The organism is Flavobacteriaceae bacterium (assembly GCA_003443635.1).
In the GTDB taxonomy this organism is placed as follows: domain Bacteria; phylum Bacteroidota; class Bacteroidia; order Flavobacteriales; family Flavobacteriaceae; genus AU392.
In genome coordinates this window covers 870528-895202 of record CP031964.1, presented here as the reverse complement: position 1 = coordinate 895202, position 24675 = coordinate 870528, and the positions used below count along the sequence as shown (strand labels likewise).

The window sequence follows — 24675 nt, the reverse complement described above, 5'->3', positions numbered from 1 at the left end:
ATTACAATCTTACTCCAATTCCAAATTCTATGGCTTCAGCGTTGGCAGCATGAGATTTTAAGGTCACTGCCCCAAACCACTTTTTTCCAAAATAATACTTTAAACCAATTCTAGAATATGTTCTTCCCTCAAAATCAAAAGGATAATAAACATAATATCCTAATTGAGATATGATGGATAATTTATTAATAAATAATTCGTGACCTATAAAAAGACCTGCGCGTTTATAATCTGTATTTAGATCTACATTATTTTCAGGAAATGCAACACTCTCAAATTGTATTAATTCTTTTAAAAACCTTGAAAAAAATACATCCGCACCAAACTGAATAGCACTTTTTCTAGTCAAACGCTTATCTATATATCCTGAAAAAATATAAAAAGGAAATTGGTTTGTCCCCACCACATCACTTTGATTAACACCACTCCTAAATGCAATATTATATTTTAAAGGCTCTGTATATTTTTCTTTAGGTCCTTCGTTCTTAATATATTCCAGATTTTCCTCATCTAAATTATAAGTTACTCCAATATTAAGAGCAATAGTATTAATGCTTGTATTTGGAGCTTTTATACTTCCGTTAGAATAATGTGTTAATGCTAATCCTGCTTGCAAACCAAATCTATCTATTAAATTTTCTTTTTTATAATTAAGTAACACATATGTGCTACTCAATATATCGGAGCCAAAAGCAATATTTCTGGGGTTCTCAATTTTATCAAAAGGATTTGTTGCGTAAGCAATACCTTGGCCTATTCTGAATATTAAACTGCGTTTAAGGAAATAGAAATTATAATGAGCATGAATTCCATAATTAATTCCTAAAATTGGATTACCAAAATCTTGATAAGTAAACGAAACCCCATAATCAGGATAATTATAACGTTGCTCCCAAGTTTTATCTCCAAAAGTTTTTTTGTTCCAGCTTAAAACAAACCCTTCTGGTCTATTTATTATCAATCGAAGAATATCTTTGTTATGTAAAGCTATATTTCCTTTAAAATAATTAACATCAATATATGAAGTATTGTTATTTTGTTCCGCTTGAGAAAAAACAAGAATAGAAACTGTAAATGGAATATAGGTTAAAAATTGCCTTATATATCTGGTGAGCATATAAAGCAAAAATAATAATATAATTAAAACTGCATTATATTACCTTCTTTATTACTATTTTAATTTAATTAAAGCATTTTCCAATAGTTCAAAAATTGTAGAAATATCTTCTTTTTTAGCAGTTCCGACAGATAATCTAAACCAATTTGAAGTTTCTGATGCTCCAAAAGCTGAGAATGGGACTACTGCCAATTTTGCTTCTTTTAATAAATACGTTGTAATTTCTTTTATTGTACTTAATACACCTCCATTTTGGGTAATCTTTCCTATTAAGTCAAACTGAACTGTTAAATATAAAGCTGCTTCTGGCTTGATAGCTGTAACTGAGAATCCTTTAGCTTTCAAAGTTAAAAAACCATCATAAAAACTATTTAGTCTAAAACTCAATTCATTCTTAATATCTTGTAAATAGGTATTAACAGCATCTGATTGTTGTAAATATCTAGAAGTAGCTATTTGTTCCGCCTTTGGAGCCCAAGCACCAATAAGGCTTAAAATAGCTTTCATCTTACTAATAATTAATTCTGGTCCAAAAGCCCAACCTACTCTTATTCCTGTTCCGGCAAAAGCTTTAGAAATAGCATCAGCAAAAATGGTATATTCTCGCATTTCCGGAACTAAACTCACAGGGTTATAATGCATCACATCTCCATAAGTTAATTGCCAGTATACTTGATCATATAATACATAAAGAGGTTTTATATTTTCGACAACTCTTCTTTTATTTTCAGCAACAACCAATTCTGAAATCTCTAAAAGTGTTTTTTTATCAAAAGTAGTTCCTGTAGGGTTTAGAGGAGAACATAACGCCATCAAACCTATATCTTTAATATGCGGTTTAATATCTGCTACCGTTGGCATAAATTTATTTTCAGGCTTGGTTTCAACAACTACAGCTTTATTTCTTGCTAAATACGTAAATGCTTTATTACTCCAAGATGGAGCTGGATATAAAACTGTATCATCTATATCTAGAACTATTTGATACAATGCATATATTAAAGGACGTGCGCCACCAGAAATTAATACCTCATCTGCTGAGTAATTCAATTCAAGATTTTTAGATAAATATTTGGAAACACTTTCTCTTAGCTCAATAACTCCATTTGAAGCTGGATAATTAGTTTCATCATTTTGATAAGCTGAAACAATTTCCTGCTTTAATTCCTCTGGAATCGGAAATTCTGAAGGGTCAAAATCACCAATAGTTTGATTGTAAATCACTTCTCCTTGTGCTTTTAATGCGTTAACTTCTCCGGCAATTTTAATAATTGGAGAGCCTTTTAATCCATCTGCTAATTGTGATATTTTCATTTCCTATGGTTAAATATTTGCTTTGATTGTAATTAGATATTACTTTTTGCAAAAGTAATATCTAATTCTATTAATCATAGTATTGTTTTATTAAAAAATTTCGGAGGCAATTGCTTTAATATTACTACTTTTTCCCATTGAATAATAATGTAATACTGGAACGTCTGCTTTTAATAATTCTTTAGATTGACTAATTGTCCATTCAATACCTACCTCTCTTACTTGTTCATTATTTTTACATTTAATAATCTCCGATATTAGAGTTTCTGGTAAATCAACATGAAAACGATGCGGAATTAAATTTAACTGCTTTTTTGTTGCTATAGGTTTTAATCCTGGTATTATAGGAACTGTAATTCCTCCTGCTCTACATTTTTTAACAAAATCGAAGTATTTTTGATTATCAAAAAACATTTGAGTAACTATATAAGTGGCGCCATTTTTAATTTTCTTTTTTAAAAAATGGATATCACTATCTAAACTTGGCGCTTCCATATGTTTTTCAGGATAAGCTGCTACACCAATACAAAAATCAGTTTTAAATGTATTTTGCAAATCATCGTCTAAATAAATACCATTATTTAAATCTTGTATTTGCTCTACTAATTGTGATGCATAATTATGTCCTTCTTTTTCAGGTCTAAAATAAGTTTCACTTTTAACCGCGTCTCCTCGTAAAGCCATTACATTATCAATACCTAAAAAATTAAGGTCTATCAAAAAGTTTTCAGTATCTTCCTTTGTAAATCCACCACATAATATATGAGGTATTGCATCTACCTGATATTTATTTTGAATCGCAGCACATATTCCTACTGTTCCTGGACGCTTACGAACTACTTGTTTTTTAAGTAATCCATCTTCCATTTCTTTAAACACATATTCCTCTCTATGGTATGTTACATCAATAAATGGTGGTTTAAACTCCATTAATGGATCAATATTATCAAAAATAGATTGCACATTTTGCCCTTTTAAAGGTGGTAAAATTTCAAAAGAAAATTGTGTTTCTTTTTTAGTATTTTTTATATGATCTATGACTTTCATTGGTCTTATTTTCTTTTTAGTTGTGTGCTAAATTTGGATGTAACCATTTTCTAGCAATTTCTTTTGTAATTTCTTTTCGATTAGCATAATCAGTTAACTGGTCATCTGTAATTTTTCCTAATCCAAAATATTTTGCTTCTTCATTTGCAAAATAATACCCTGACACTGATGCCGCAGGCCACATTGCTAAGCTTTCTGTAAGCTTAACGCCTATTAATTTTTCAACCTCAAGTAATTCCCAGATAGTTTCTTTTTCAAGATGATCAGGACAGGCTGGATACCCTGGGGCTGGACGAATTCCTTTATAGTTTTCTTTAATTAAATCTTCACTCGTCAGGTTCTCATCTACGCCATAACCCCAATGTTTTACACGAATTTGTTTATGCAAATATTCTGCGAATGCTTCAGCAAAACGATCTGCTATAGCTTGCGCCATAATTGCATTATAATCATCTTGTTGATCTTTATAATATTGAGCTAGTTCATCTGCTCCAAAAATAGATACACAAAACATACCTATATAATCTGTCTTACCTGTTTCTTTGGGTGCAATAAAATCTGCTAAAGCTATATTGGGAATTGTATCTCTTTTCTTTAATTGTTGACGTAATGTCCTAGATATAGCTATTTCTTTTCCTTTTTTCTGAATAGAAATATCGTCTTCATTTATTGTGTTAGCTTCAAATAAACCAAATACAGCTTTTGCTTTCAGCAGCTGCTTATCTATAATCTGTTTCAACATTATCTGAGCATCATCAAACAAAGCTATTGCTTGTTCTCCAACAATATCATCTTCAAGAATATTTGGATATCTCCCATGCAAATCCCAAGATCTAAAAAATGGAGTCCAATCTATAAAAGGCACTAATTCTTTTAAACTTAACTGTTTTAAAATTTGAACTCCTAATTCTTTAGGTTTTATAATTTCAGAAGTTTCCCAATCTATTTTATATTTTTTTGCTCTTGCTTCTTCAATAGAAATGTATGATTTTGCTTTTCCTCTAGTTAAAAATTTCTCTCGAAATTCATCATAATCCTTTTTAAGTTTTGCCGTATATGCATGTGTTGTTTTATCATTTAATAAATCACCAACAACAGTTACTGCACGAGATGCATCATTTACATGTACTACTGCATTTTTATATTCAGGATCAATTTTTACAGCAGTATGTGCCTTAGATGTTGTTGCTCCTCCAATTAACAATGGAACACTAAAATCTTGACGTTCCATTTCTTTTGCCAAATACACCATTTCATCTAATGAGGGTGTAATTAATCCTGAAAGGCCAATAATATCGACATTTTCTTTTTTAGCTGTTTCAATTATTTTTTCTGGGGGCACCATCACACCTAAATCAACTATCTCATAGTTATTACAACCTAATACGACACTAACAATATTTTTTCCAATATCATGTACATCCCCTTTTACAGTTGCCATTAATACTTTACCTAAAGCTTTTTGTTGTTCGTCTTTTTCTGCTTCGATATAAGGTTGTAAATGTGCTACTGCTTTTTTCATTACTCGAGCAGATTTTACTACTTGAGGTAAAAACATTTTTCCACTTCCAAAAAGATCACCAACTACATTCATTCCAATCATCAAATTACTTTCTATAACTTCGATTGGTTTAGATGCCAGCAAACGTGCTTCTTCAGCATCTTCAATTATATAAGTATCGATTCCTTTTACTAAAGCATGTGTAATACGTTCTTGTAACGGATAGTTACGCCATTCTTGAACTTGTCCTTCTTCTTCTTTTTTGTTTCCTTTTACAGTTTCGGCAAAATCTAACAAACGTTCTGTGGCATCTTCTTTCCTATCTAAAATTACATCTTCAACATATTCTAATAAGTCTTTTGGGATATCATCATACACCTCTAACATTGCAGGGTTCACAATCCCCATATTCATCCCCGCTTGAATAGCGTGATATAAAAACACTGAGTGCATCGCTTCACGAACAGTATTATTACCTCTAAAAGAAAATGATACATTACTTACTCCTCCACTTACACTAACATTAGGAAGGTTTTCACGTACCCAACACGTAGCTTCAATAAAATCGATGGCATTACGACGATGCTCATCCATACCTGTTGCAACTGGAAAAATATTTAAGTCGAAAATGATATCTTCTGAAGGGAAATCTACTTTATTCACCAATACATCATAGGAGCGTTTTGCAATTTCTATACGTCTCTCATAATTATCTGCTTGTCCAACTTCGTCAAAAGCCATAACAATAACGGCTGCGCCATAGCGTTTTATTTGAGTAGCTTCCCAAATAAATTTTTCTTCGCCTTCTTTTAAAGAAATAGAATTAACAACACATTTTCCTTGGATTACTTGGAGGCCAGCTTCAATAATTTCCCATTTTGAGCTATCTATCATTATTGGAACACGACAAATATCAGGTTCTGCGGCTATGAGGTTTAAGAACCTTACCATTGATTCTTTCCCATCAATAAGACCATCATCCATATTAATATCAATAATTTGTGCTCCTCCATCTACCTGATGTCTTGCTATATCTAATGCTTCATCAAATTTTTCTTCTTTTATTAATCGTAAAAATTTTCTTGATCCTGCTACATTAGTACGCTCGCCTACATTTATGAAGTTACTATTTTCATTAAAGATTAGTGGTTCTAATCCCGATAAACGCATATATTTTTTTTGAATACTCATTCTTATAATAACTCAATTATTAATTTACAAGATTCCTATCTATATAGGAATAGCAATTCTTCTAGGTTGATATTTTGCTGCAACATCTGCTATAGCTTTAATATGCTCTGGTGTAGTACCACAACAACCTCCAATAATGTTTATTAAATCTCGCTTTAAATATTCTTCTATTTGAGCTGCCATTTCTTCTGGAGATTCATCATACTCACCAAAAGCGTTTGGTAGCCCTGCATTTGGATGCGCTGATATCGCAAAATCTGTTTTTGATGCAATTACTTCCAAATGTGGTTGTAATAAATTAGCTCCTAAAGCGCAATTAAAACCAACTGAGAGTAGTGGAATATGTGATACTGAAATTAAAAATGCTTCAGCAGTTTGCCCTGATAAAGTTCGTCCGCTTGCATCAGTTATTGTTCCACTCAACATTACAGGAATACTAATAGATCGTTCTGCTTTTATTTCTTCAATCGCAAATAATGCTGCTTTAGCATTTAGCGTATCAAAAACCGTTTCTACCAATAGCATATCACAACCTCCGTCCATTAATGCTTCTGCTTGCTGCTTATATGCAATTCTTAATTCGTCAAAAGTTACAGCACGATACCCAGGGTCATTAACATCTGGTGACATGCTTGCTGTACGATTAGTTGGCCCCATAGAACCTGCTACAAAACGAGGCTTATGAGGTTCTTTTGTTGTAAATTCATCAGCAACTTCTTTAGCTAGTTTTGCAGATTGAAAATTGAGTTTATAAACTAAATCTTCTAACTCATAATCTGCCATTGCTATAGTTGTTCCTGAAAATGTATTGGTTTCTACAATATCTGCTCCTGCCTGAAAATATTTTGCATGAACTTCTTTTATTGCTTCTGGTTGTGTAATAGATAATAGATCATTATTCCCTTGTAATGGAATGTGAAAATCCTTAAAACGTTCACCACGAAAATCTTCTTCGGTGAATTTATATGCTTGAAGCATCGTTCCCATTGCTCCATCTAATACTAAAATTCTTTCTTTTATTGCTTCCCAAATAGTCATAACTATCTTTTCTTTTAATTTTTAAAAGTTCTAATAGATATGTTATTAAGAAATATGGGATTGTATTTTATAAAAATACATCTGAGTTATCTATCCGCACACTAAATGTGTTAGGTAGAATTTAGCACCTTCTTTAAGATACTGATAGACATCAGCATAAATAAAGGGTTGCTAAGGCTTCATCGGGTCTAATCCCTCTGCCTTTCTTGATAACATAAATACGTAAATGAACTGAATTGCAAAATTAATGCAATTATTTTTATTTTTTAATCTTATTCAAATAAATCTGATGATAAATAACGATCACCTCTATCACAAATAACTGCAACAATAACACCGCTATCTATAGATTCTGATACTTTTATAGCAGTTGCTACAGATCCACCGCTACTCATTCCTGCAAAAACACCTTCTTCTTGAGCTAATCTTACAGTCATTTTACGAGCATCTGCTTCACTCACTTCTATCACCTGGTCTACTTTAGCTCTGTTAAAGAATTTAGGTAAATATTCTTCTGGCCATTTTCTGATTCCAGGAATTTTAGATCCATCTGTAGGTTGCGCACCAACAATAGTAATATTTTTATTTTTCTCTTTTAGATAAGTAGATACTCCCATTATAGTCCCAGTAGTACCCATAGCTGATACGAAATGTGTTATTTCTTGATTTGTATCTCGCCAAATTTCGGGTCCTGTTGTTTTATAATGCGCTTTCCAATTATCATCATTAGCAAATTGATTCAGTAAAAAATACCCTTTAGTTTCATTAAGTTCTATTGCTAAATCTCTAGATCCTTCGATACCACGATCTGATGATGTTAAAATCACTTCAGCACCATAAGCTTTCATTGTTTTAACACGTTCTTCTGTAGAGTTTTCAGGCATGATTAAGATCATTTTTAATCCTAAAATCTGAGCAATAAATGCCAATGCAATACCTGTATTACCACTAGTAGCTTCAACTAAAGTGTCTCCTTTCTGGATTTCATTTCGTTTTAAAGCTTCACTAATCATATTAAATGCTGCACGATCTTTTACACTTCCTCCAGGATTGTTACCTTCTAACTTAAGAAACAATCTCACATTTGGATTAGTAACTATATTACGTACTTCAACTATTGGTGTATTTCCTATTTGATCAGTAATACTTTTGCTATCAATCATTTTTTCTAACACTTATTTTATTTTCTAATTGATATGTTACTATTGAGTTTTCTGGAATAGATTTCGTAATCCAAACATTAGCTCCGATAATACTATTTGCTCCAATAACAATGTCTCCTCCTAAAATAGTAGCGTTTGCATAAATAGTTACATTATTTTCGATTGTAGGATGCCTTTTAGTAGATGATAAACTTTTTTTGACTTGAATGCCTCCTAAAGTCACACCTTGATATATTTTAACATTATCTTTAATAACAGAAGTTTCTCCTATTACTGTTCCTGTAGCATGATCTATAAAGAACGAATTTCCAATAGTTGCTCCTGGATGAATATCTGTACCTGTTAACCCATGTGCATATTCACTCATCATTCTTGGAACAACTGGTGTGTTCAACACATATAATTCATGACTTAAACGATAAATAGTAATAGCATGAAATCCTGGATAGGCTAAATACACTTCTTCTAAGCTCTTAGCAGCCGGATCATTTTGCTCTATAGCTAATGCATCTAAATCAAGTTTTCGTCTTACTTCTGGAAGCTGTCTTTTAAAAGCTTCCCATATTAAATCAGCATTTTCGATACAGACGTCTATACATATTTCTTCTAAGAATATTTTCTCTAATACTTTAAGTTCAGCCTTTTGAGTTTCTTCATCATCAAAAAGGGTATAGAATAATCGTTTAGTAAAAGCTTCTATTGTATCCTTCAGTCTTATATTATAACATAATGCTTTATGTTTCATTATTGTTGCCATATTCAAAAATTATGATTCAGGTGCAATTTCTATTTCTAAACCTTCTAATGCTTCTGTAATGGGTATTTGACATCCCAATCTACTATTTTCTTTTACATCAAATGCTTCAGATAGCATCGCTTCTTCTTCATCTCCCATCTCATCTAATTGATGTTCTGATACAATATAACATTGACAAGACGCACACATTGCCATCCCTCCACATACACCTATGGTTCCTTCTGGAGCTAATTCATAAGACCGAATTACTTCCATTAAATTCATCGCCATATCTGTTGGCGCTTCAATACTATGAATTTCTCCGTCTCTGTCTGTGATTTTTATATTTACGTCACTCATTACTTTAAAATTTGCACCTAATTAGATTGCAATGTTACTTGATTTCCTTTTAATTTTAAGAAAATCTTGTGTTAAGCATTTTATAAATTTAATTATTGAATTGCTTTTACCACTGCTTTGGGTGCTTCTTTTCTAGTACCATCAAACCCATCTATACCACTTACCGTTGTATATTTAAGTACATATTTTTTACCTGGATTAATAATTTGATATGCAGCTTGACACATTAAAGTTGCTTCGTGAAAACCACAAAGAATTAATTTTAATTTACCTGGATAAGTATTAACATCTCCTATTGCAAAAATGCCAGGTATGTTAGTTTGATAATCCAACGCATTATTTACTTTAATGGCGTTTTTTTCTATCTCTAATCCCCAATTGCCTATTGGTCCTAATTTTGGAGATAATCCAAATAATGGTAAAAACTCATCTGTTTCAATTAGTGTTTTCTCTCCATCTTTTTCTACAACAATTGCTTCCAGCTTATTCTCGCCTTTAAGCTCAGTAACTTCAGCGGGAGTGATTAAATTAATTTTATTAAGTAATTTTAATTCTTGTACTTTTTCTACAGAATCCAGTGCGCCTCTAAACTCATTACGTCTATGAATTAAGGTTACTTCTGATGCTACATCCGCTAAAAAAATGGACCAATCTAAAGCAGAATCTCCTCCTCCAGCAATGACTACTCTTTTATTTCTATAAATTTCTGGATCTTTAATAAAATAAGCTAAACCATTGTCTTCATATTTTTCAAGATTCTCTAGTTTTGGTTTACGTGGCTCAAAACTTCCTAAACCACCTGCGATTGCAACTACTGGCGCATGATGCTTTGTTCCTTTATTAGTTGTTACTATAAATGTGCCATCATCTAATTTTTCGATCGTTTCTGCACGCTCACCTAAAGTAAATCCAGGTTCAAATTGCTTTCCTTGTTCGAGTAAATTATCTGTTAAATCTCCAGCTAATACCTCTGGAAAACCTGGAATATCATAGATTGGTTTTTTAGGATATATCTCTGAACATTGCCCCCCTGGTTGTGGTAATGCATCAATTAAATGACATTTTAATTTTAATAACCCTGCTTCAAAAACAGTAAATAAACCTGTTGGTCCCGCTCCAATTATAAGTATATCTGTTTTAATCATTTTAAGCTTTTTTTTCTATTAATCCTTTTGTGAATTCGTTTAAAACTTCGACTTTCTCTTCAAAGTCTCCTTTTATTGTTTTTCTATACTCGTTTAAGTTTTTCACCAAATCATCTACATTCTCTGGGATGACATCTTCAAAAAATTGACGCAATCGTTTTGCTGTCGTAGGTGATTGGCCATTGGTCGAAATAGCTACTTTTACATTACCTTTTGTAACGATCCCTCCCATATAAAAATCACAATATGGTGGATTATCGGCTACGTTTACTAATTTATCTCTTTTTCGACAATGTTTATATACTTTAATATTTATTTTTGGGATATCTGTTGTTGCTATTACAATATGATTCCCTTTTAAAAAGCGTTTATGATATTCGCTTTCTACAAGTGTTACATTTCCTTTTTTTGCCAACTCAACCGTACCTTCTCTAAACATAGGAGATACTATGGTTATTTCTGCATCCGGACTTGACTTTAATAAAAATGATAGTTTTTCTTCAGCTACAAATCCACCACCTACAATAAGAACCTTAAGATTATTCATCTTTAAAAAAATAGGATATAGATTATTTCTGTCGTTCATTTTTAAAACTAAATTGTAACTACTTCTTCTTTTACGTTTTCGTAAATCGAATTTAGATTTACACGTTCTTTTACTACTTCTCCAATAACAATTATTGCAGGGTTTGATAAGTTCTTTTCTGCAACAACATCACTTATGGTTTCTATAGTTCCAAAACCATAAGTTTCATTATCTCTGGTTCCGTTTTGAATAATTGCTACCGGTTTATCTTTTTTATTTTCAGCTAAAAACACATTAACAATTTCATTCAATTTACTCATTCCCATTAAAATTACAATAGTTGCAGATGACTTTGCTGCTAATTTTACATCATCCGACAACTTATGCTGTTTTGTTGTGCCAGTAATCACCCAAAAACTTTCTGATGCCCCCCTTTTTGTTAATGGAATACCTTGACTTGCTGGTACAGCTAAAGCTGAAGATATTCCAGGCACCATTTCTGTTTCTATATTAAATTCATTCACATAATCCATTTCTTCTGCGCCTCTTCCAAAAATAAATGGATCTCCCCCTTTTAACCTTACTACATGACCATGGCTTTTTGCTCTACTTACAATCAATTCATTAATCTGATCTTGCTGATATGCATAGCACCCTTTACGCTTTCCTACATAAATAATTTCTGTTTCAGAAGACGCATAATTTAACAAATCTACGTTTATAAGTGCATCATACAAAATGACATCTGCAGATTTAATGGCTTTAATAGCTTTAAGTGTAATTAAATCCGGATCTCCAGGCCCTGCTCCTACAACTGTTAACTTAGGTATTATATTCATCTTAAAATTATTTTGCTACTCCAATTATATCATTCTCTTGGGCTACTGCAATAGCACGATATGATCTTACTTTTTGAAGAAATTGCTCTGCATTAGTAATATAATTTAAAGCAAATGCTCTTGTTGGTGCCTCTGTTTTGATTTGATAAATAAATGTTGAAAATGATACTCCTAAAGTTATTTTTTCGGTACTCACAAATAACTCATCAAAATCTTTAATAATTCCTGCTTGGGTATTTGTTGATTTGTTTTCTGATAATAATATAGCTTTTGCGGAATTCACTAATGAACTATATGCATGATAAATAGCACTTGAATACACTTCATTATCAAATGATACTTTTGCATTTTCAATTTTCTCTTCACTTTCTAAAAATAGTGTTGCTATTAAATCGATAACTACACCTGCACATTCCCCAATACCAATCTCTTTTTTGTATTTTTCTTCCTCTCCCCAATCGATAAAATCGTCTTGAGTAAGGTTAGTTACATCTGAAAGGTCAGTTAAGAAATCATAGAAGTATTTTTCTCCTTTTTCTAAATAATATTCTAAAAATGATTTCCCTTTCCCATTGTTATCGTAATCATTTAAAATACGACGTAAAGCTTCTGGGCCTCTTTTACTTGGTACTTTTACTACTTTATCTGCAAAATGACCTTGACCATTACCTTTGTTTCCTCCACCCAATAATACTTGAAGTGCTGGTGCTACTAATTTATCCGGTGTACGAACAGACATCCCTTGGAATCCAATATTTGCCATATTGTGTTGCCCACAAGCATTCATACAACCACTAATTTTAATCACTAAATCGTTATTTTCTAAATACTGTGGATATTCATTTTTAATAACTCTTTCTAGTTCTTCAGCAATCCCAGTACTACTTGCTATCCCTAAATTACAAGTATCAGTACCAGGGCACGCTGTAATATCTACTGCTTTATTATATCCTGCTTCTTCAAACCCTAGCTTCTCTAATTCAGTATAGAAAAATGGAACCAAGTCTTCTTTCACAAAAGGAATTAATATATTTTGACGTAGTGATAAACGAATTTCACCAGCTGCATAGTTCTCTACTAAATCTGCTAATAATCGTGCTTTATCTGTATAAAAATCTCCTAACAATACTTTAATTCCAATAGCAACATAGCCATCTTGTTTTTGAGGAATCACGTTTGTAGATTTCCATAACTCGAATGCTTTCTGATTTTTAATATCAACTTGTGGTGCTTCAATAGTAACTGGGGTAGATGCCTGATAAGTGTCTGCATTTATAGTTACTGTTTTATGTTCGATAGCATTTTGTTCTTCTTCAACCAATTGCTTGAATGCTTCTAATCCTATATCTTTTAATAAGAATTTCATTCTTGCCTTTGCACGACTTTTACGTTCTCCATAACGATCAAAAATACGCACTACTCCTTCCATTAAAGGGATAATTTTATTTGAAGATAAAAAACTGTATAATTCATCTGCATGCCTTGGTTGCGAACCTAAACCACCACCTAGCATCACTTTAAAACCACGCACTCCATCTTTAATTTTAGCAATAAATCCTAAATCGTGCATATAAGACAATCCTGTATCTTCATCTGAAGCAGAAAATGATACTTTAAATTTTCTACCCATTTCTTGGCAAATCGGATTTCTTAAAAAGAAACGAAATAATGCATCTGCATATGGCGAGACATCAAAAGGTTCATTTACATCAATCCCTGCAGTTTCTGAAGCTGTAACGTTACGTACTGTATTACCACAAGCTTCTCTAAGCGTTACATCATCACGCTCTAGTTCAGCCCAAAGCTCTGGTGTACGATCTAAACTCACATAATGAATTTGAATATCTTGACGTGTTGTAATGTGTAAACGACCACGAGAATACTCATCTGAAACTTCTGAAATACGACGTAATTGATTACTTAAAACTTTACCATAGGGTAGTTTAATACGAATCATTTGTACGCCTTCTTGACGTTGTCCATAAACACCACGTGCTAAACGTAGGCTACGAAATTTTTCTTCATCTATTTTACCTTTGTGAAAAAGTTCAATTTTGTTAGCTAATTCAATGACATCCTTTTCTACTACAGGATTCTCTATTTCTGTTCTAAAGCTTTGCATAGTTAATTGTTATTGTATGAAACCAGCACCTACGGTGTTATTTGTTTGAGTATCAATTAAAATAAATGACCCATTAGTTCTGTGATTTTTAAATGCGTCATGAAATATTGGTTTGTTTAATTTAAACGTTACCGAAGCGATATCGTTTACTTTTAATTCAGAAACATCTGAATCTATTCCTGAGTAATCAGGGTTTATTTTATGATGAATAGCATCAACTTTGGCCAATACTTTATTTATACCATGTTGCACTACATATTTTCCTCCAGAAGTTAATTGCGAAGCGTCCATCCAACAAATTGTTGCTGTAAATTGTTTATCTATCGTTGGTAAATCGCCATCTCTCACAATCATATCTCCTCTACTTACATTAATATCGTCTTCTAACGTAATTGTTACTGATGAGCGTCTTGATGCAGTTTGATATTTTTGATTATAGAAATAAATATCTTTAATTTTAGATTTTGTTTGTGATGGTAATACTACCACATCGTCACCTACATTTAATTCTCCTCCGTAAACTTTACCTGCATACCCTCTAAAGTCATGAAAATCATCTGTTTTAGGTCGTACTACATATTGTATGGGGAACCTCGGAGTTCCTATATTAAAAATATCTTTTTGTTGTATTGCTTCTAAATATTCTAATAACGGTTGTCCGCTATACCAAGGCATTTCTTTAGTTTTATTAACTACATTATCACCTTTCAAAGCGCTTACTGGAACAAATACTATTTTCTGATCTTGATAATCACGCTTACTCATTAAAGCTTCAAAATCTGCTTTGATTTCATTATATCGCTCTTCTGAATAATTCACCAAATCCATTTTATTTACAGCTACAATTACTGTTTTAATTCTCAACAGATTATTGATAAAGAAATGACGGTTAGTTTGTTCAATCACACCTTTTCTGGCATCAATTAAAATAATTGCAGCTTGCGAAGTTGATGCTCCAGTTACCATATTACGTGTATATTCTACATGACCTGGAGTATCTGCTATAATATAACTTTTTGTTGCTGTCGAAAAATAAATATGAGCTACATCTATAGTAATACCCTGCTCTCTCTCTGCCACTAAACCATCCGTAGCTAAAGAGAAATCCAAATAATCATACCCTTTTTGTTTACTGGTTTTTTCAATTGCCTCTAGTTTATCAGTAGTTAAAGATTTTGTATCATAAAGAATTCGTCCTATTAACGTACTCTTTCCATCATCTACACTTCCGGCTGTTGCTATTTTTAAAACTTCCATTTTTATATACTATCTTTTCTAAAAGAAAAGGAATTTGTTTTATTTCTTAATTTGTACTTCTAATTTTAAAAATACCCTTGTTGTTTACGTTTTTCCATCGCTGCTTCTGAACGTTTATCATCAATACGTGCACCACGTTCTGAAATACTGGAATCTCTAATTTCTTGTACTACCGTAGAAATATCTACTGCATCAGATAATACAGCTGCAGTACAACTCATATCTCCAACAGTTCTAAAACGCACCATCAGCTCTTCTACTTGTTCATCTTCTTCTTGATATACATATTCTGAATGCGACCAGATTAATCCGTCTCTTAAAAACACTTTGCGTTTATGTGCAAAATAGATTGAGGGAATTTCGATATTTTCTTTTTCGATATAGGACCAAACATCTAATTCTGTCCAGTTAGAAATTGGAAAGACACGCACGTTTTGTCCTAATTCTATTTGCCCGTTAAGCATATCAAATAATTCTGGGCGTTGATTTTTCTCATCCCATTGTCCAAAATCATCACGAACAGAAAAAATACGTTCCTTTGCTCTTGCTTTTTCTTCATCTCGTCTTGCGCCACCAATACAAGCATCAAATTTAAATTCTTCGATGGCATCTAAAAGCGTCGTAGTTTGTAATGAATTCCGGCTTGAATACTTCCCTGATTCTTCTTTTACTTTCCCAGCATCAATAGAATCTTGAACATTTCTTACAATAAGTTCTAGGCCTAATTCTTTTACTAGTTTATCTCTAAATTCAATAGTTTCAGGAAAGTTATGCCCCGTATCTATATGCATTAAAGGAAATGGAATCTTAGCTGGATAAAATGCTTTCTGTGCTAGACGCACTAATGTAATTGAATCTTTACCTCCGGAAAACAATAGTACAGGTTTTTCAAACTGTGCTGCTACTTCTCTAAAAATATAAATGCTTTCGTTTTCTAATGGATTTATATGTGCTGTAGATATATTATTATTCATTTTATCTTTTTATGCGTGTATACCACACTCTCTATTATCTAATACTTTTGTTGGGTCAAAATATTTAAATTCATTAGGCAAATTATGTTCTTCTAAATACACATCTAAATCATTATCTGACCAATGATAAAAAGGGCTTACTTTTAAAATACCATCCGAACCTAAACTAAAAATATCTATGCTATCTCTAAACGCTGTTTGCCCTTTCCTTAAATTGGTAAACCATATATTTGGTTGATGAGTATTCATTGCTCTTCTAAATGGTTCTAATTTTACTTGTTCAGTAAATTCTTTATGCATTGGGTCATCAATATTGGGAATTCCCATAGTAACATCGCGATGTGCTGTAGTTTGCTTAGGCACATATAAGGATACATTAAGCTTTAAGTTTTCTATCAATTCATTCGCATGTTTATAAGTTTGTCTTGTGTTATAACCTGTATCGCACCATATTACTGATATTTCAGAATCAACATTACTAACGGCATGCAGTATAGCAGCTTCATAAGGTCTAAAATTAGTAGTAATAACAGATTTAGCATTAACATTTAAAGCGACTTCTATAATTGCTTTAGGGCTAGCATTTCTTAATTTTTGGTTTAATGCTTGTATTTCTTTTTCTTTTATCATAATTATTTTCCCCATTTAATGCTGTTCCATAAACGTTCATGAAAAAAATAGAGTACCATTTTTGTCACTAATTCTATAGAGCCAATTGTAAATGCTAAATCTAACTTACCAGTAATAAACCAAGAGATTAACACTGTATCTAAGGTGCCTACAATTCTCCAACTTATAGATTTAACCAAGCTTCTTAGAGGTTTCTCTGAAACTTTGTCTTTTTCGTATGTTGAAGCTTCTTTAGCTTTAGAATTTGTTAATACTTGTCCTATCATAATTTTTATATATATAATTCCTATCGGAATACTAGGAATTGCAAATGTATAATTTAAACTGAAACTTTTAAACGATTTAATACTTTTTTATGATTATTTGCTAGCGAGGTCTTCAAGTGTAGTATTTCGCAATACTTTTAGCGTATTATCTCTCACTTGAATCATTAATTTATGAACACTGCAAGCTGTTTCATCTGGACAATCATCGCATTTTTCATAAAAATTAAGACTTACACATGGCACCATTGCTATTGGTCCTTCTAAAACGCGCATAATATCTGCCATTAAAATTTCTGAAGGTTGTTTTATTAAATAATACCCTCCTAATTTTCCTTTTTTAGAGCCTAAAAATCCTGATTTCCTCAAGGTAAGTAGTATACTTTCTAAAAACTTTTGTGGAATATTTTCATTTTTTGCAATTGTCCCAATAGCTACTGGAATATCATTCTCGCTTTTAGCAATATGAGCAAGTGCTTTTAATCCATATTTTGTTTTCTTAGAAAGCATCTCGCTAATATACTTATTTTACTTATTCCCCACTTATAATTAATGCTTGATTTAAGTCCTTAATAATGTCTTCTGTATGTTCTAAACCAATAGACACTCTAACTAATCCATCTGTAATACTAACTTCCAATCGATCTTCTTTAGATAATTTGCTATGTGTTGTGGATGCTGGATGTGTTACAATACTTCTAGCATCTCCTAAATTAGCAGATAGTGAACAAAGTTTTATAGCATTTAAAAATTTACGGCCCGCTTCAATACCTCCTTTTACTTCAAAAGCGATAATATTACCTCCCAATTTCATTTGCTTTTTTGCAACTTCATATTGTGGGTGTGATTTTAAAAACGGATACTTTACCCAATTTACTTGCGAATGGTTTTCTAAAAATCCTGCTACTTTAAATGCATTCTCGCAGTGTTTATCTACTCTCACATGTAATGTTTCTAAACTTTTAGAAAGTACCCAAGCATTAAATGGTGATAATGCAGGACCTGTATTTCTTGAAAACAAATAGATTTCTCGTATTAAATCTTCTCTTCCAACTGCAACACCTCCTAAAACACGACCTTGACCATCAATAAGCTTTGTTGCCGAATGCACTACAAGGTCAGCTCCAAATTTTATAGGTTGTTGTAGATAAGGCGTAGCAAAACAATTATCAATAATTAAAATAAGGTTATGCTTTTTTGCAATTCCTCCTAGAACTTCTAAATCTAGAATATCTACAGCTGGATTTGTAGGTGATTCAGCATATAATATTTTTGTTTTTGAAGTAATTAAAGCTTCAATTTTAGCAATCTCGTCATCTACTTTAAAATAGCTAGTCGTAATATTCCATTTGGGGAGATATTTTGTAAATAAAGTATGTGTTGACCCAAATACAGAGCGTGCGGAAACAATATGATCACCACTATCTAATAACGCTGCAAATGTCGAAAATATAGCGGCCATTCCTGTCGCAAATGCATAACCACTTTCTGCACCTTCAAGTTTACACATTTTTTCAACAAACTCAGTAGTATTTGGGTTTGAAAACCTACTATAAATATTGCGATCTTTTTCTTCTGTAAAAGATGCTCTCATGTCTTCAGCATCTTCAAATATAAAACTTGATGACAAGTATAATGGGCTTGTGTGTTCTAAGAATTGTGTACGCTCAGTTTGTGTTCGAATTGCTTCTGTTTCTAATTGATAACTCATAATATTAATTATTTTTTTGTGTAACTCTTAAAATATCTCCAAATACGCCTCTAGCTGTCACTTTTGCACCAGCACCAGCACCTTGTACAATTAATGGTTGTTCTCCATAAGATTCGGTATAAATTTCGAAAATAGAGTCTGATCCTTTTAATGATCCTAAAGGAGATCCTTCTGGAACAGAAACTAATTTTACTTCTAATACACCTCCATAATGATCTGATAAATCACCATATAAATCACCTATGTACCTCAATACGTGCCCAGATTCTTGATTTGTTTTTATTGTTTTATAATTTTCATTTAATTTATCTAGAGATTTTAAAAACTCTAAAGCAGTGACGTTTCTTAATACTTCTGGAATTAAATTTTGAATTTTCACATCTTCAAATTCGTTATACAATTCTAATTCCCGAGCTAATATTAATAACTTTCTTGCAACATCATTGCCACATAAATCTTCTCTCGGATCAGGCTCAGTAAACCCATTATTTATAGCAGTTTGAAGCACTTCTCCAAACGGTTTATCTTCAGCAGAAAAAGTATTAAACACATAACTTAAAGATCCTGAAAACACTCCTCTTATGCGAGTAATATTTTCTCCTGAGAGATGTAGTAATTTAATTGTATCTATTAATGGTAAGCCTGCACCAACATTGGTTTCATACAGATATTGTTTTTGATATTTTTTGAGGTTATTTCGTAAATCGTTATAAAACTCTAAATCTAAAGTATTTGCTATTTTATTAGAAGATACTAAATGAAACCCTTCTTCTACTAAAGGGATATAATTCACTACAAAATCTTTACTTGCCGTATTATCTACAGCAATTAAATTATCTAAGTGATGAGTTTTTGCATAAGAGATTACATCTTGAATCGTATATTTTTTATCGATAGCCAAAATTGCTTCTTCCCATCCTTTGTTTATACCGTTTTTATCTAACAATACATGTTTAGAATTTGCAACACAAAAAATATTAAAACGTTTTGCTTGTTTGGTCTCTATAGTATTTGCAGAAGCAATAATTTGATTCACTAAAGTTCCACCTACTAAGCCATGTCCAAAAATGGCTAAATTTATTGTTTTAAAAGCATTTGCTTCTTCTACTGAGGTATCATTAAGCTTTAATTTGCTCATTTTTATTTATTTTAACTGGATTAAAAATTTCTTTTAATATGTTGTTTAACTTTTCGTATTCTATTAAAAATGCATCATGCCCATGTGGCGATACAATCTCATTATAAGTTACATCAGGATGAATATATTTTAAAGATTCATAGGTTTCTTTATTTTCTTCTGCTGAAAAAAAGACATCAGAGTCTACTGCAATAATGTGAATTTTTGAAGTTATTGTTTTTAATACTTCCAAATCATTATATTCCCCCTTAGTAATATCAATTGTTTTTAATAATTGATTCATTAATTTATATGCTGAAAGTTGAAAACGTTCTTGCAATTTTTCACCATGATGTAACAGCCAACTTTCTATATTAAATATCTTTAATTTATCATTAATGCTACGTTGAAATTTCTGTTTAAACGATTGTGGAGATCGATAACATAACATTGCATGCATGCGCGCATCGTGTACTGGTTTTTTTGAGTTTTCTAAAAACTGTTCTTGAACACGGCAATTAGCTATAAGCCAATCTGTAGATTTCCAATCAGAAGCGATAGGGATTAAATGTTCTGTAATATTTGGGTGTTGCACTACTATTTCCCAAGATAGTCCACCACCTAGTGATGCACCAATAATAGCGTATAGTTTTTTAATTTTAAGTGCTTCTAATCCTAATAGAAAAAGTTTTGCGATATCTGCAGCAACAAAATCTTTATAATTCTCAATTAAAAATCCATCATATCCATTTCCAGGAATGTTAAATACGATAATAGTATAAACATTAGTATCTATAACTTTTTCTTCTCCAATTAGTTCTGACCACCACCCATTCTTACCAGTCACATTACTATTACCTGTTAATGCATGATTAACTAAAACTACAGGGGCATCTCCTAAAGGTTGTCCAAATAGCTGATAGCTAAGTGTAAGCTCAGTAAAATGAGTTTGATTTTGTGTAAAAAAATCTGAAATCTGTATGTATTGTAATTTACTTTTCACAGTGTAACATTTATATATTTTAATAAATGTTATAAGAAAAGCATATGACTCTTATATGAGTAATAATCGTGGGTTATCTATCCTTTTGTAAAAATACATTGGTAGAATTTAGCACCTTCTTTAAAAAATTAAAGGGTTGCTAAGGCTTCACCGGGTCTAATCCCTCTGCCTTTCTTGATAACATTCAGTATGTGTTTGAACTTTGTGAGTGCAAATATTCAATCATAAAAATTTAATATCCAAACTTTTTTATTGATTTATTTTTTTAATTTTCACTACTCTCTTTTTCAAGCTTTGTTTTTAATACTACAAATCTGGTATTCCAACGCATACAAAATCAACTAGTTCGATCATTATTTTTTGATAGCTCTTATATTTTTCGCTTCTTTAAATCTATAATAAATCATTAAATGATTATTTAATAGTCATTTAATTTTTTACTTTTGCCAAATATATTAATGAGGATAAATTTGACTGATTGCAACCTCTTTCAAATAGCTGAAATTTAAAAAGTAATTTGAATATAAAAATGCTAAAGGCAGTGTAAACTTCCTTAGACGCTTTCGTCAAATCTTTCATATTAAAGAAAAACAAAATATGGCATATTTATTTACTTCAGAAAGTGTTTCTGAAGGACATCCAGATAAAGTAGCAGATCAAGTTAGTGATGCTTTAATTGACAATTTTTTAGCATTTGATAAAGACTCTAAAGTAGCTTGCGAAACTCTAGTAACTACAGGACAAGTTGTGCTTGCTGGAGAAGTAAAATCAAAAACTTATTTAGATGTTCAAAAAATAGCAAGAGAAACTATTAATAAGATTGGATATACAAAGAGTGAGTATATGTTTGATGGTAATTCTTGTGGTGTGTTTTCTGCAATACACGAACAATCGGACGATATAAACAGAGGTGTAGATAGAGATACTAAAGAAGAACAAGGTGCAGGAGATCAAGGTATGATGTTTGGCTATGCGACAAAAGAAACTGAAAACTATATGCCTTTAGCTTTAGATTTAGCGCATCGTATTTTAATTGAACTTGCAGATTTACGAAGAGAGAATAGTGATATTGCGTATTTAAGGCCAGATTCAAAAAGTCAAGTAACTATTGAATATAGCGATGATAATATACCTCAGCGTATTGATGCTATTGTAGTATCTACACAGCATGATGATTTTGACAATGACGAAGCAATGCTCACTAAAATAAGGAAAGATATTATTGAGATCTTAATTCCTAGGGTTGTTGCTAAATTACCAGAACACATACAGGTATTATTTAATAATGATATTACTTATCACATAAATCCAACCGGAAAATTTGTAATTGGTGGACCTCATGGAGATACTGGTTTAACTGGCCGTAAAATTATAGTAGATACTTATGGTGGGAAAGGTGCTCATGGTGGTGGTGCATTTTCTGGAAAAGATCCAAGTAAAGTAGATAGAAGTGCTGCTTATGCAACACGACATATTGCTAAAAATTTAGTTGCTGCTGGTGTTTGTGATGAAGTTTTGGTTCAGGTTTCCTATGCTATTGGAGTTGTTGAGCCAATGGGAATCTTTATTGACACTTATGGAACCTGCTCGTTTAACATGACCGATGGTGAAATTGCAGAAAAAGTATCTGAAGTTTTTGATATGCGTCCAGCTTCAATTGAAGATAGATTAAAGTTGCGTCAACCAATGTATAGTGAAACTGCTGCTTATGGTCATATGGGGCGTGAAAATGAAATGGTATCTAAAACGTTTACTCAACCTAATGGAGAACCAAAGACTATGAATGTTGAGTTATTTACTTGGGAGAAATTAGATTATGTTGATAAAGTAAAAGCAGCATTTAATATATAGATAAGTTGTTATTATTTAATAAATAAAAAAAGCCTCGCAAATTTGCGAGGCTTTTTTTATCAGGTTATTCAAAAAATTATCTTAATCACTGACCACCATTACGTTGTGGAGATCTTGGTGATGGCCACGTACGTTTTTCTCCTGTTCTTGGATTTATAGGCATCTTAATTTTTTCTCTAGATGTTTTTTCTGGATCTTCACTAGCCATATAAGCTAATATTGCTGTTAAAATTGCATTACTACGCACATCATCAAATACTATTTTATCATAGGTATCACGATTGGTATGCCATGTGTATGTTCCATACGACCAGCTTAAAGAACTTAAGCTAAATGCAGGTACGCCTGCTGCTAGAAATGATGCATAATCAGATCCACCACCTCCAGGGAATCCAGGGAAATTTGTATTTATTTCGCTAGTAATTTCTCTAGGCACTTTTTGCAACCAACGTCCTAAATAATCATATGCATTTAAAAATCCTTGTCCAGATATATTTACAACACGACCAGTACCATTATCTTGATTAAAAACTGCTTGAATATTTTTTGTGATTTCAGGATGATCTTCTACAAAAGCTCTAGATCCATTTAAGCCTTGCTCTTCACTTCCCCAATGTCCTACTAAAATTGTACGTTTTGGGTTAGGGTACATTTTCTTTAAAATACGCATAGCCTCCATCATTACTAAGGTTCCTGTACCATTATCGGTAGCTCCGGTACCTCCATCCCAAGAATCAAAATGTGCTGATAACACCACATACTCATCTGGCTTTTCAGACCCTTTAATTTCTGCAATAGTGTTAAAATTAGGTACACGCCCTAATTCTTTAGATTCTGCTACAATTTTAATTCGAGGTTTGTCACCGTATTCTACCATACGATATAACATCGTATAATCTTCTAATTCTAAATCTACAGTAGGGATTTTTTTTGTTCTAGCACTAAATATTTTATTCACTCCAAAACCTCTTGACCATCTGCTAGAAACAATTCCTGCTGCACCAGCATCTTCTAAAGCAGTAATAATACTTCGCCCATTATAACCTGTACGTTGTATATTTTCTCTCCATTTTGTAGTTTGTTCACGGCGTTCTTTCCTCATTTTCTCAATAGAAGTTTCTGTCGCAAATTCTTCCCAATTATAATCAGGTCGTCCAGTTGGTTCTTTCATTGAAATCATTACTAATCTTCCTTTTACATTTGGTAGCCAATTTTTAAAATCGCTTGCATCTTTTACTTCAGGAAGTACAATCATTTCTGCAGTTACACCTTCACTAGATGTACTAGGGTTCCAAGCTAATTGTGTACCACTTAAAGTTTGTATTCGTGGATATACCATATCAATATGGGTAATCCCACGCTCCCATCCACGCCATTCTCCCCATTTCTCATTCTTGGCAGAAATACCCCAGCCTTTATATTTAGAGACTGCCCAATCATTGGCTTGTTTCATTTGTGGAGTTCCTACTAATCTCGGGCCTACAACATCTAAAAGTTCATGAGCTAAACGTTCTAATTGAGAATTCTCATTTGCTTCTTTAATAATGTTTTCAATTACTGGATCTTTAGCTTGTTGCGCTTGAATTGTATAGCCTAAAAGAAAAAGGCTTACAGTCAAGATTTTAAATACATACTTCATTTTTATATTGGTTTGGTTATTATTTAGTTTAATAAGCGTTTCAAATTACAACTTATTTTTACAATTGAGTATTTGTTAAGCAGTATTTAACAAAACCAAAAGGAACTGCATAAATGCAATTCCTTTTTTAA

The 24675-nt window shown here is 32.1% G+C and carries 22 protein-coding genes and 2 riboswitches; of the genes, 1 reads left to right on the top strand and 21 read right to left on the bottom strand.

Annotation, left to right across the window (positions count from 1 at the left end):
- Position 1: 1 nt before the first annotated feature.
- The 20 genes from D1817_03880 to D1817_03785 form a co-directional block, all read right to left on the bottom strand.
- The gene (locus D1817_03880) at positions 2–1117 is read right to left on the bottom strand and encodes an acyloxyacyl hydrolase (GenBank protein AXT19035.1); all 1116 of its coding nucleotides are present in this window, start codon (positions 1115–1117) and stop codon (positions 2–4) included.
- Positions 1118–1171: 54 nt separating this feature from the next.
- A complete protein-coding gene (locus D1817_03875; GenBank protein ID AXT19034.1) occupies positions 1172–2431 on the bottom strand; it encodes a pyridoxal phosphate-dependent aminotransferase in 1260 nt (419 codons plus the stop codon).
- Positions 2432–2521: 90 nt separating this feature from the next.
- Positions 2522–3478 carry a methylenetetrahydrofolate reductase [NAD(P)H] gene (metF, locus tag D1817_03870; protein AXT19033.1) on the bottom strand — a complete coding sequence of 319 codons (957 nt, stop codon included), beginning with the start codon at positions 3476–3478 and terminating at the stop codon, positions 2522–2524.
- 16 nt (positions 3479–3494) lie between these two features.
- A complete protein-coding gene (metH, locus tag D1817_03865; protein AXT19032.1) occupies positions 3495–6170 on the bottom strand; it encodes a methionine synthase in 2676 nt (891 codons plus the stop codon).
- Positions 6171–6209: 39 nt separating this feature from the next.
- On the bottom strand, positions 6210–7208 hold the full coding sequence (locus tag D1817_03860; GenBank protein ID AXT19031.1) for a 5-methyltetrahydrofolate--homocysteine methyltransferase: 999 nt from the start codon (positions 7206–7208) through the stop codon (positions 6210–6212).
- An 83-nt stretch (positions 7209–7291) separates the two neighbouring features.
- Positions 7292–7424, bottom strand: a riboswitch (SAM riboswitch).
- 56 nt (positions 7425–7480) lie between these two features.
- On the bottom strand, positions 7481–8371 hold the full coding sequence (cysM, locus tag D1817_03855; GenBank protein ID AXT19030.1) for a cysteine synthase CysM: 891 nt from the start codon (positions 8369–8371) through the stop codon (positions 7481–7483).
- Positions 8364–9128: a serine acetyltransferase gene (locus tag D1817_03850; GenBank protein ID AXT19029.1), complete on the bottom strand. Its 765-nt coding sequence runs from the start codon at positions 9126–9128 to the stop codon at positions 8364–8366. The genes cysM and D1817_03850 overlap by 8 nt, the downstream gene beginning before the upstream one ends.
- A 9-nt stretch (positions 9129–9137) precedes the next feature.
- Positions 9138–9467: a ferredoxin gene (locus D1817_03845; GenBank protein ID AXT19028.1), complete on the bottom strand. Its 330-nt coding sequence runs from the start codon at positions 9465–9467 to the stop codon at positions 9138–9140.
- Between the two features lie 92 nt (positions 9468–9559).
- Positions 9560–10612, bottom strand: a complete 1053-nt coding sequence (locus D1817_03840; protein AXT19027.1) for an NAD(P)/FAD-dependent oxidoreductase — start codon at positions 10610–10612, stop codon at positions 9560–9562.
- A gap of 1 nt (position 10613) precedes the next feature.
- Entirely contained in the window at positions 10614–11198 is a 585-nt protein-coding gene (locus D1817_03835) for a bifunctional precorrin-2 dehydrogenase/sirohydrochlorin ferrochelatase (GenBank protein AXT19026.1), read from the bottom strand.
- An 8-nt stretch (positions 11199–11206) separates the two neighbouring features.
- Complete coding sequence (cobA, locus tag D1817_03830) at positions 11207–11977, bottom strand: uroporphyrinogen-III C-methyltransferase (GenBank protein AXT19025.1); 771 nt, start codon at positions 11975–11977, stop codon at positions 11207–11209.
- Positions 11978–11984: 7 nt separating this feature from the next.
- On the bottom strand, positions 11985–14099 hold the full coding sequence (locus D1817_03825) for a HEPN domain-containing protein (GenBank protein AXT19024.1): 2115 nt from the start codon (positions 14097–14099) through the stop codon (positions 11985–11987).
- Between the two features lie 9 nt (positions 14100–14108).
- Positions 14109–15356 carry a sulfate adenylyltransferase gene (locus D1817_03820; protein AXT19023.1) on the bottom strand — a complete coding sequence of 416 codons (1248 nt, stop codon included), beginning with the start codon at positions 15354–15356 and terminating at the stop codon, positions 14109–14111.
- 65 nt (positions 15357–15421) lie between these two features.
- Positions 15422–16330, bottom strand: coding sequence for a sulfate adenylyltransferase subunit CysD (gene cysD / locus D1817_03815; protein ID AXT19022.1), 909 nt, complete (start codon positions 16328–16330; stop codon positions 15422–15424).
- 9 nt (positions 16331–16339) lie between these two features.
- The gene (locus D1817_03810; GenBank protein AXT21221.1) at positions 16340–16960 is read right to left on the bottom strand and encodes a phosphoadenylylsulfate reductase; all 621 of its coding nucleotides are present in this window, start codon (positions 16958–16960) and stop codon (positions 16340–16342) included.
- Positions 16961–16962: 2 nt separating this feature from the next.
- Positions 16963–17226 carry a DUF2061 domain-containing protein gene (locus D1817_03805; protein ID AXT19021.1) on the bottom strand — a complete coding sequence of 88 codons (264 nt, stop codon included), beginning with the start codon at positions 17224–17226 and terminating at the stop codon, positions 16963–16965.
- A gap of 93 nt (positions 17227–17319) precedes the next feature.
- A complete protein-coding gene (locus D1817_03800; GenBank protein ID AXT19020.1) occupies positions 17320–17733 on the bottom strand; it encodes an Rrf2 family transcriptional regulator in 414 nt (137 codons plus the stop codon).
- A 22-nt stretch (positions 17734–17755) separates the two neighbouring features.
- A complete protein-coding gene (locus D1817_03795) occupies positions 17756–18934 on the bottom strand; it encodes an aminotransferase class I/II-fold pyridoxal phosphate-dependent enzyme (GenBank protein ID AXT19019.1) in 1179 nt (392 codons plus the stop codon).
- Positions 18935–18938: 4 nt separating this feature from the next.
- Positions 18939–20072 carry a hypothetical protein gene (locus D1817_03790; protein ID AXT19018.1) on the bottom strand — a complete coding sequence of 378 codons (1134 nt, stop codon included), beginning with the start codon at positions 20070–20072 and terminating at the stop codon, positions 18939–18941.
- Complete coding sequence (locus D1817_03785; protein ID AXT19017.1) at positions 20053–21054, bottom strand: alpha/beta fold hydrolase; 1002 nt, start codon at positions 21052–21054, stop codon at positions 20053–20055. Before D1817_03785 ends, D1817_03790 begins: the two co-directional genes overlap by 20 nt.
- Positions 21055–21124: 70 nt before the next feature.
- Positions 21125–21238, bottom strand: a riboswitch (SAM riboswitch).
- A gap of 413 nt (positions 21239–21651) precedes the next feature.
- On the opposite strand from D1817_03785, the gene D1817_03780 reads away from it, so the two are divergent.
- Complete coding sequence (locus D1817_03780; protein ID AXT19016.1) at positions 21652–22905, top strand: methionine adenosyltransferase; 1254 nt, start codon at positions 21652–21654, stop codon at positions 22903–22905.
- Positions 22906–22990: 85 nt separating this feature from the next.
- On the opposite strand, the gene D1817_03775 is transcribed toward D1817_03780, so the two are convergent.
- Positions 22991–24544, bottom strand: a complete 1554-nt coding sequence (locus tag D1817_03775; protein ID AXT19015.1) for a M20/M25/M40 family metallo-hydrolase — start codon at positions 24542–24544, stop codon at positions 22991–22993.
- Positions 24545–24675 lie beyond the last annotated feature (131 nt).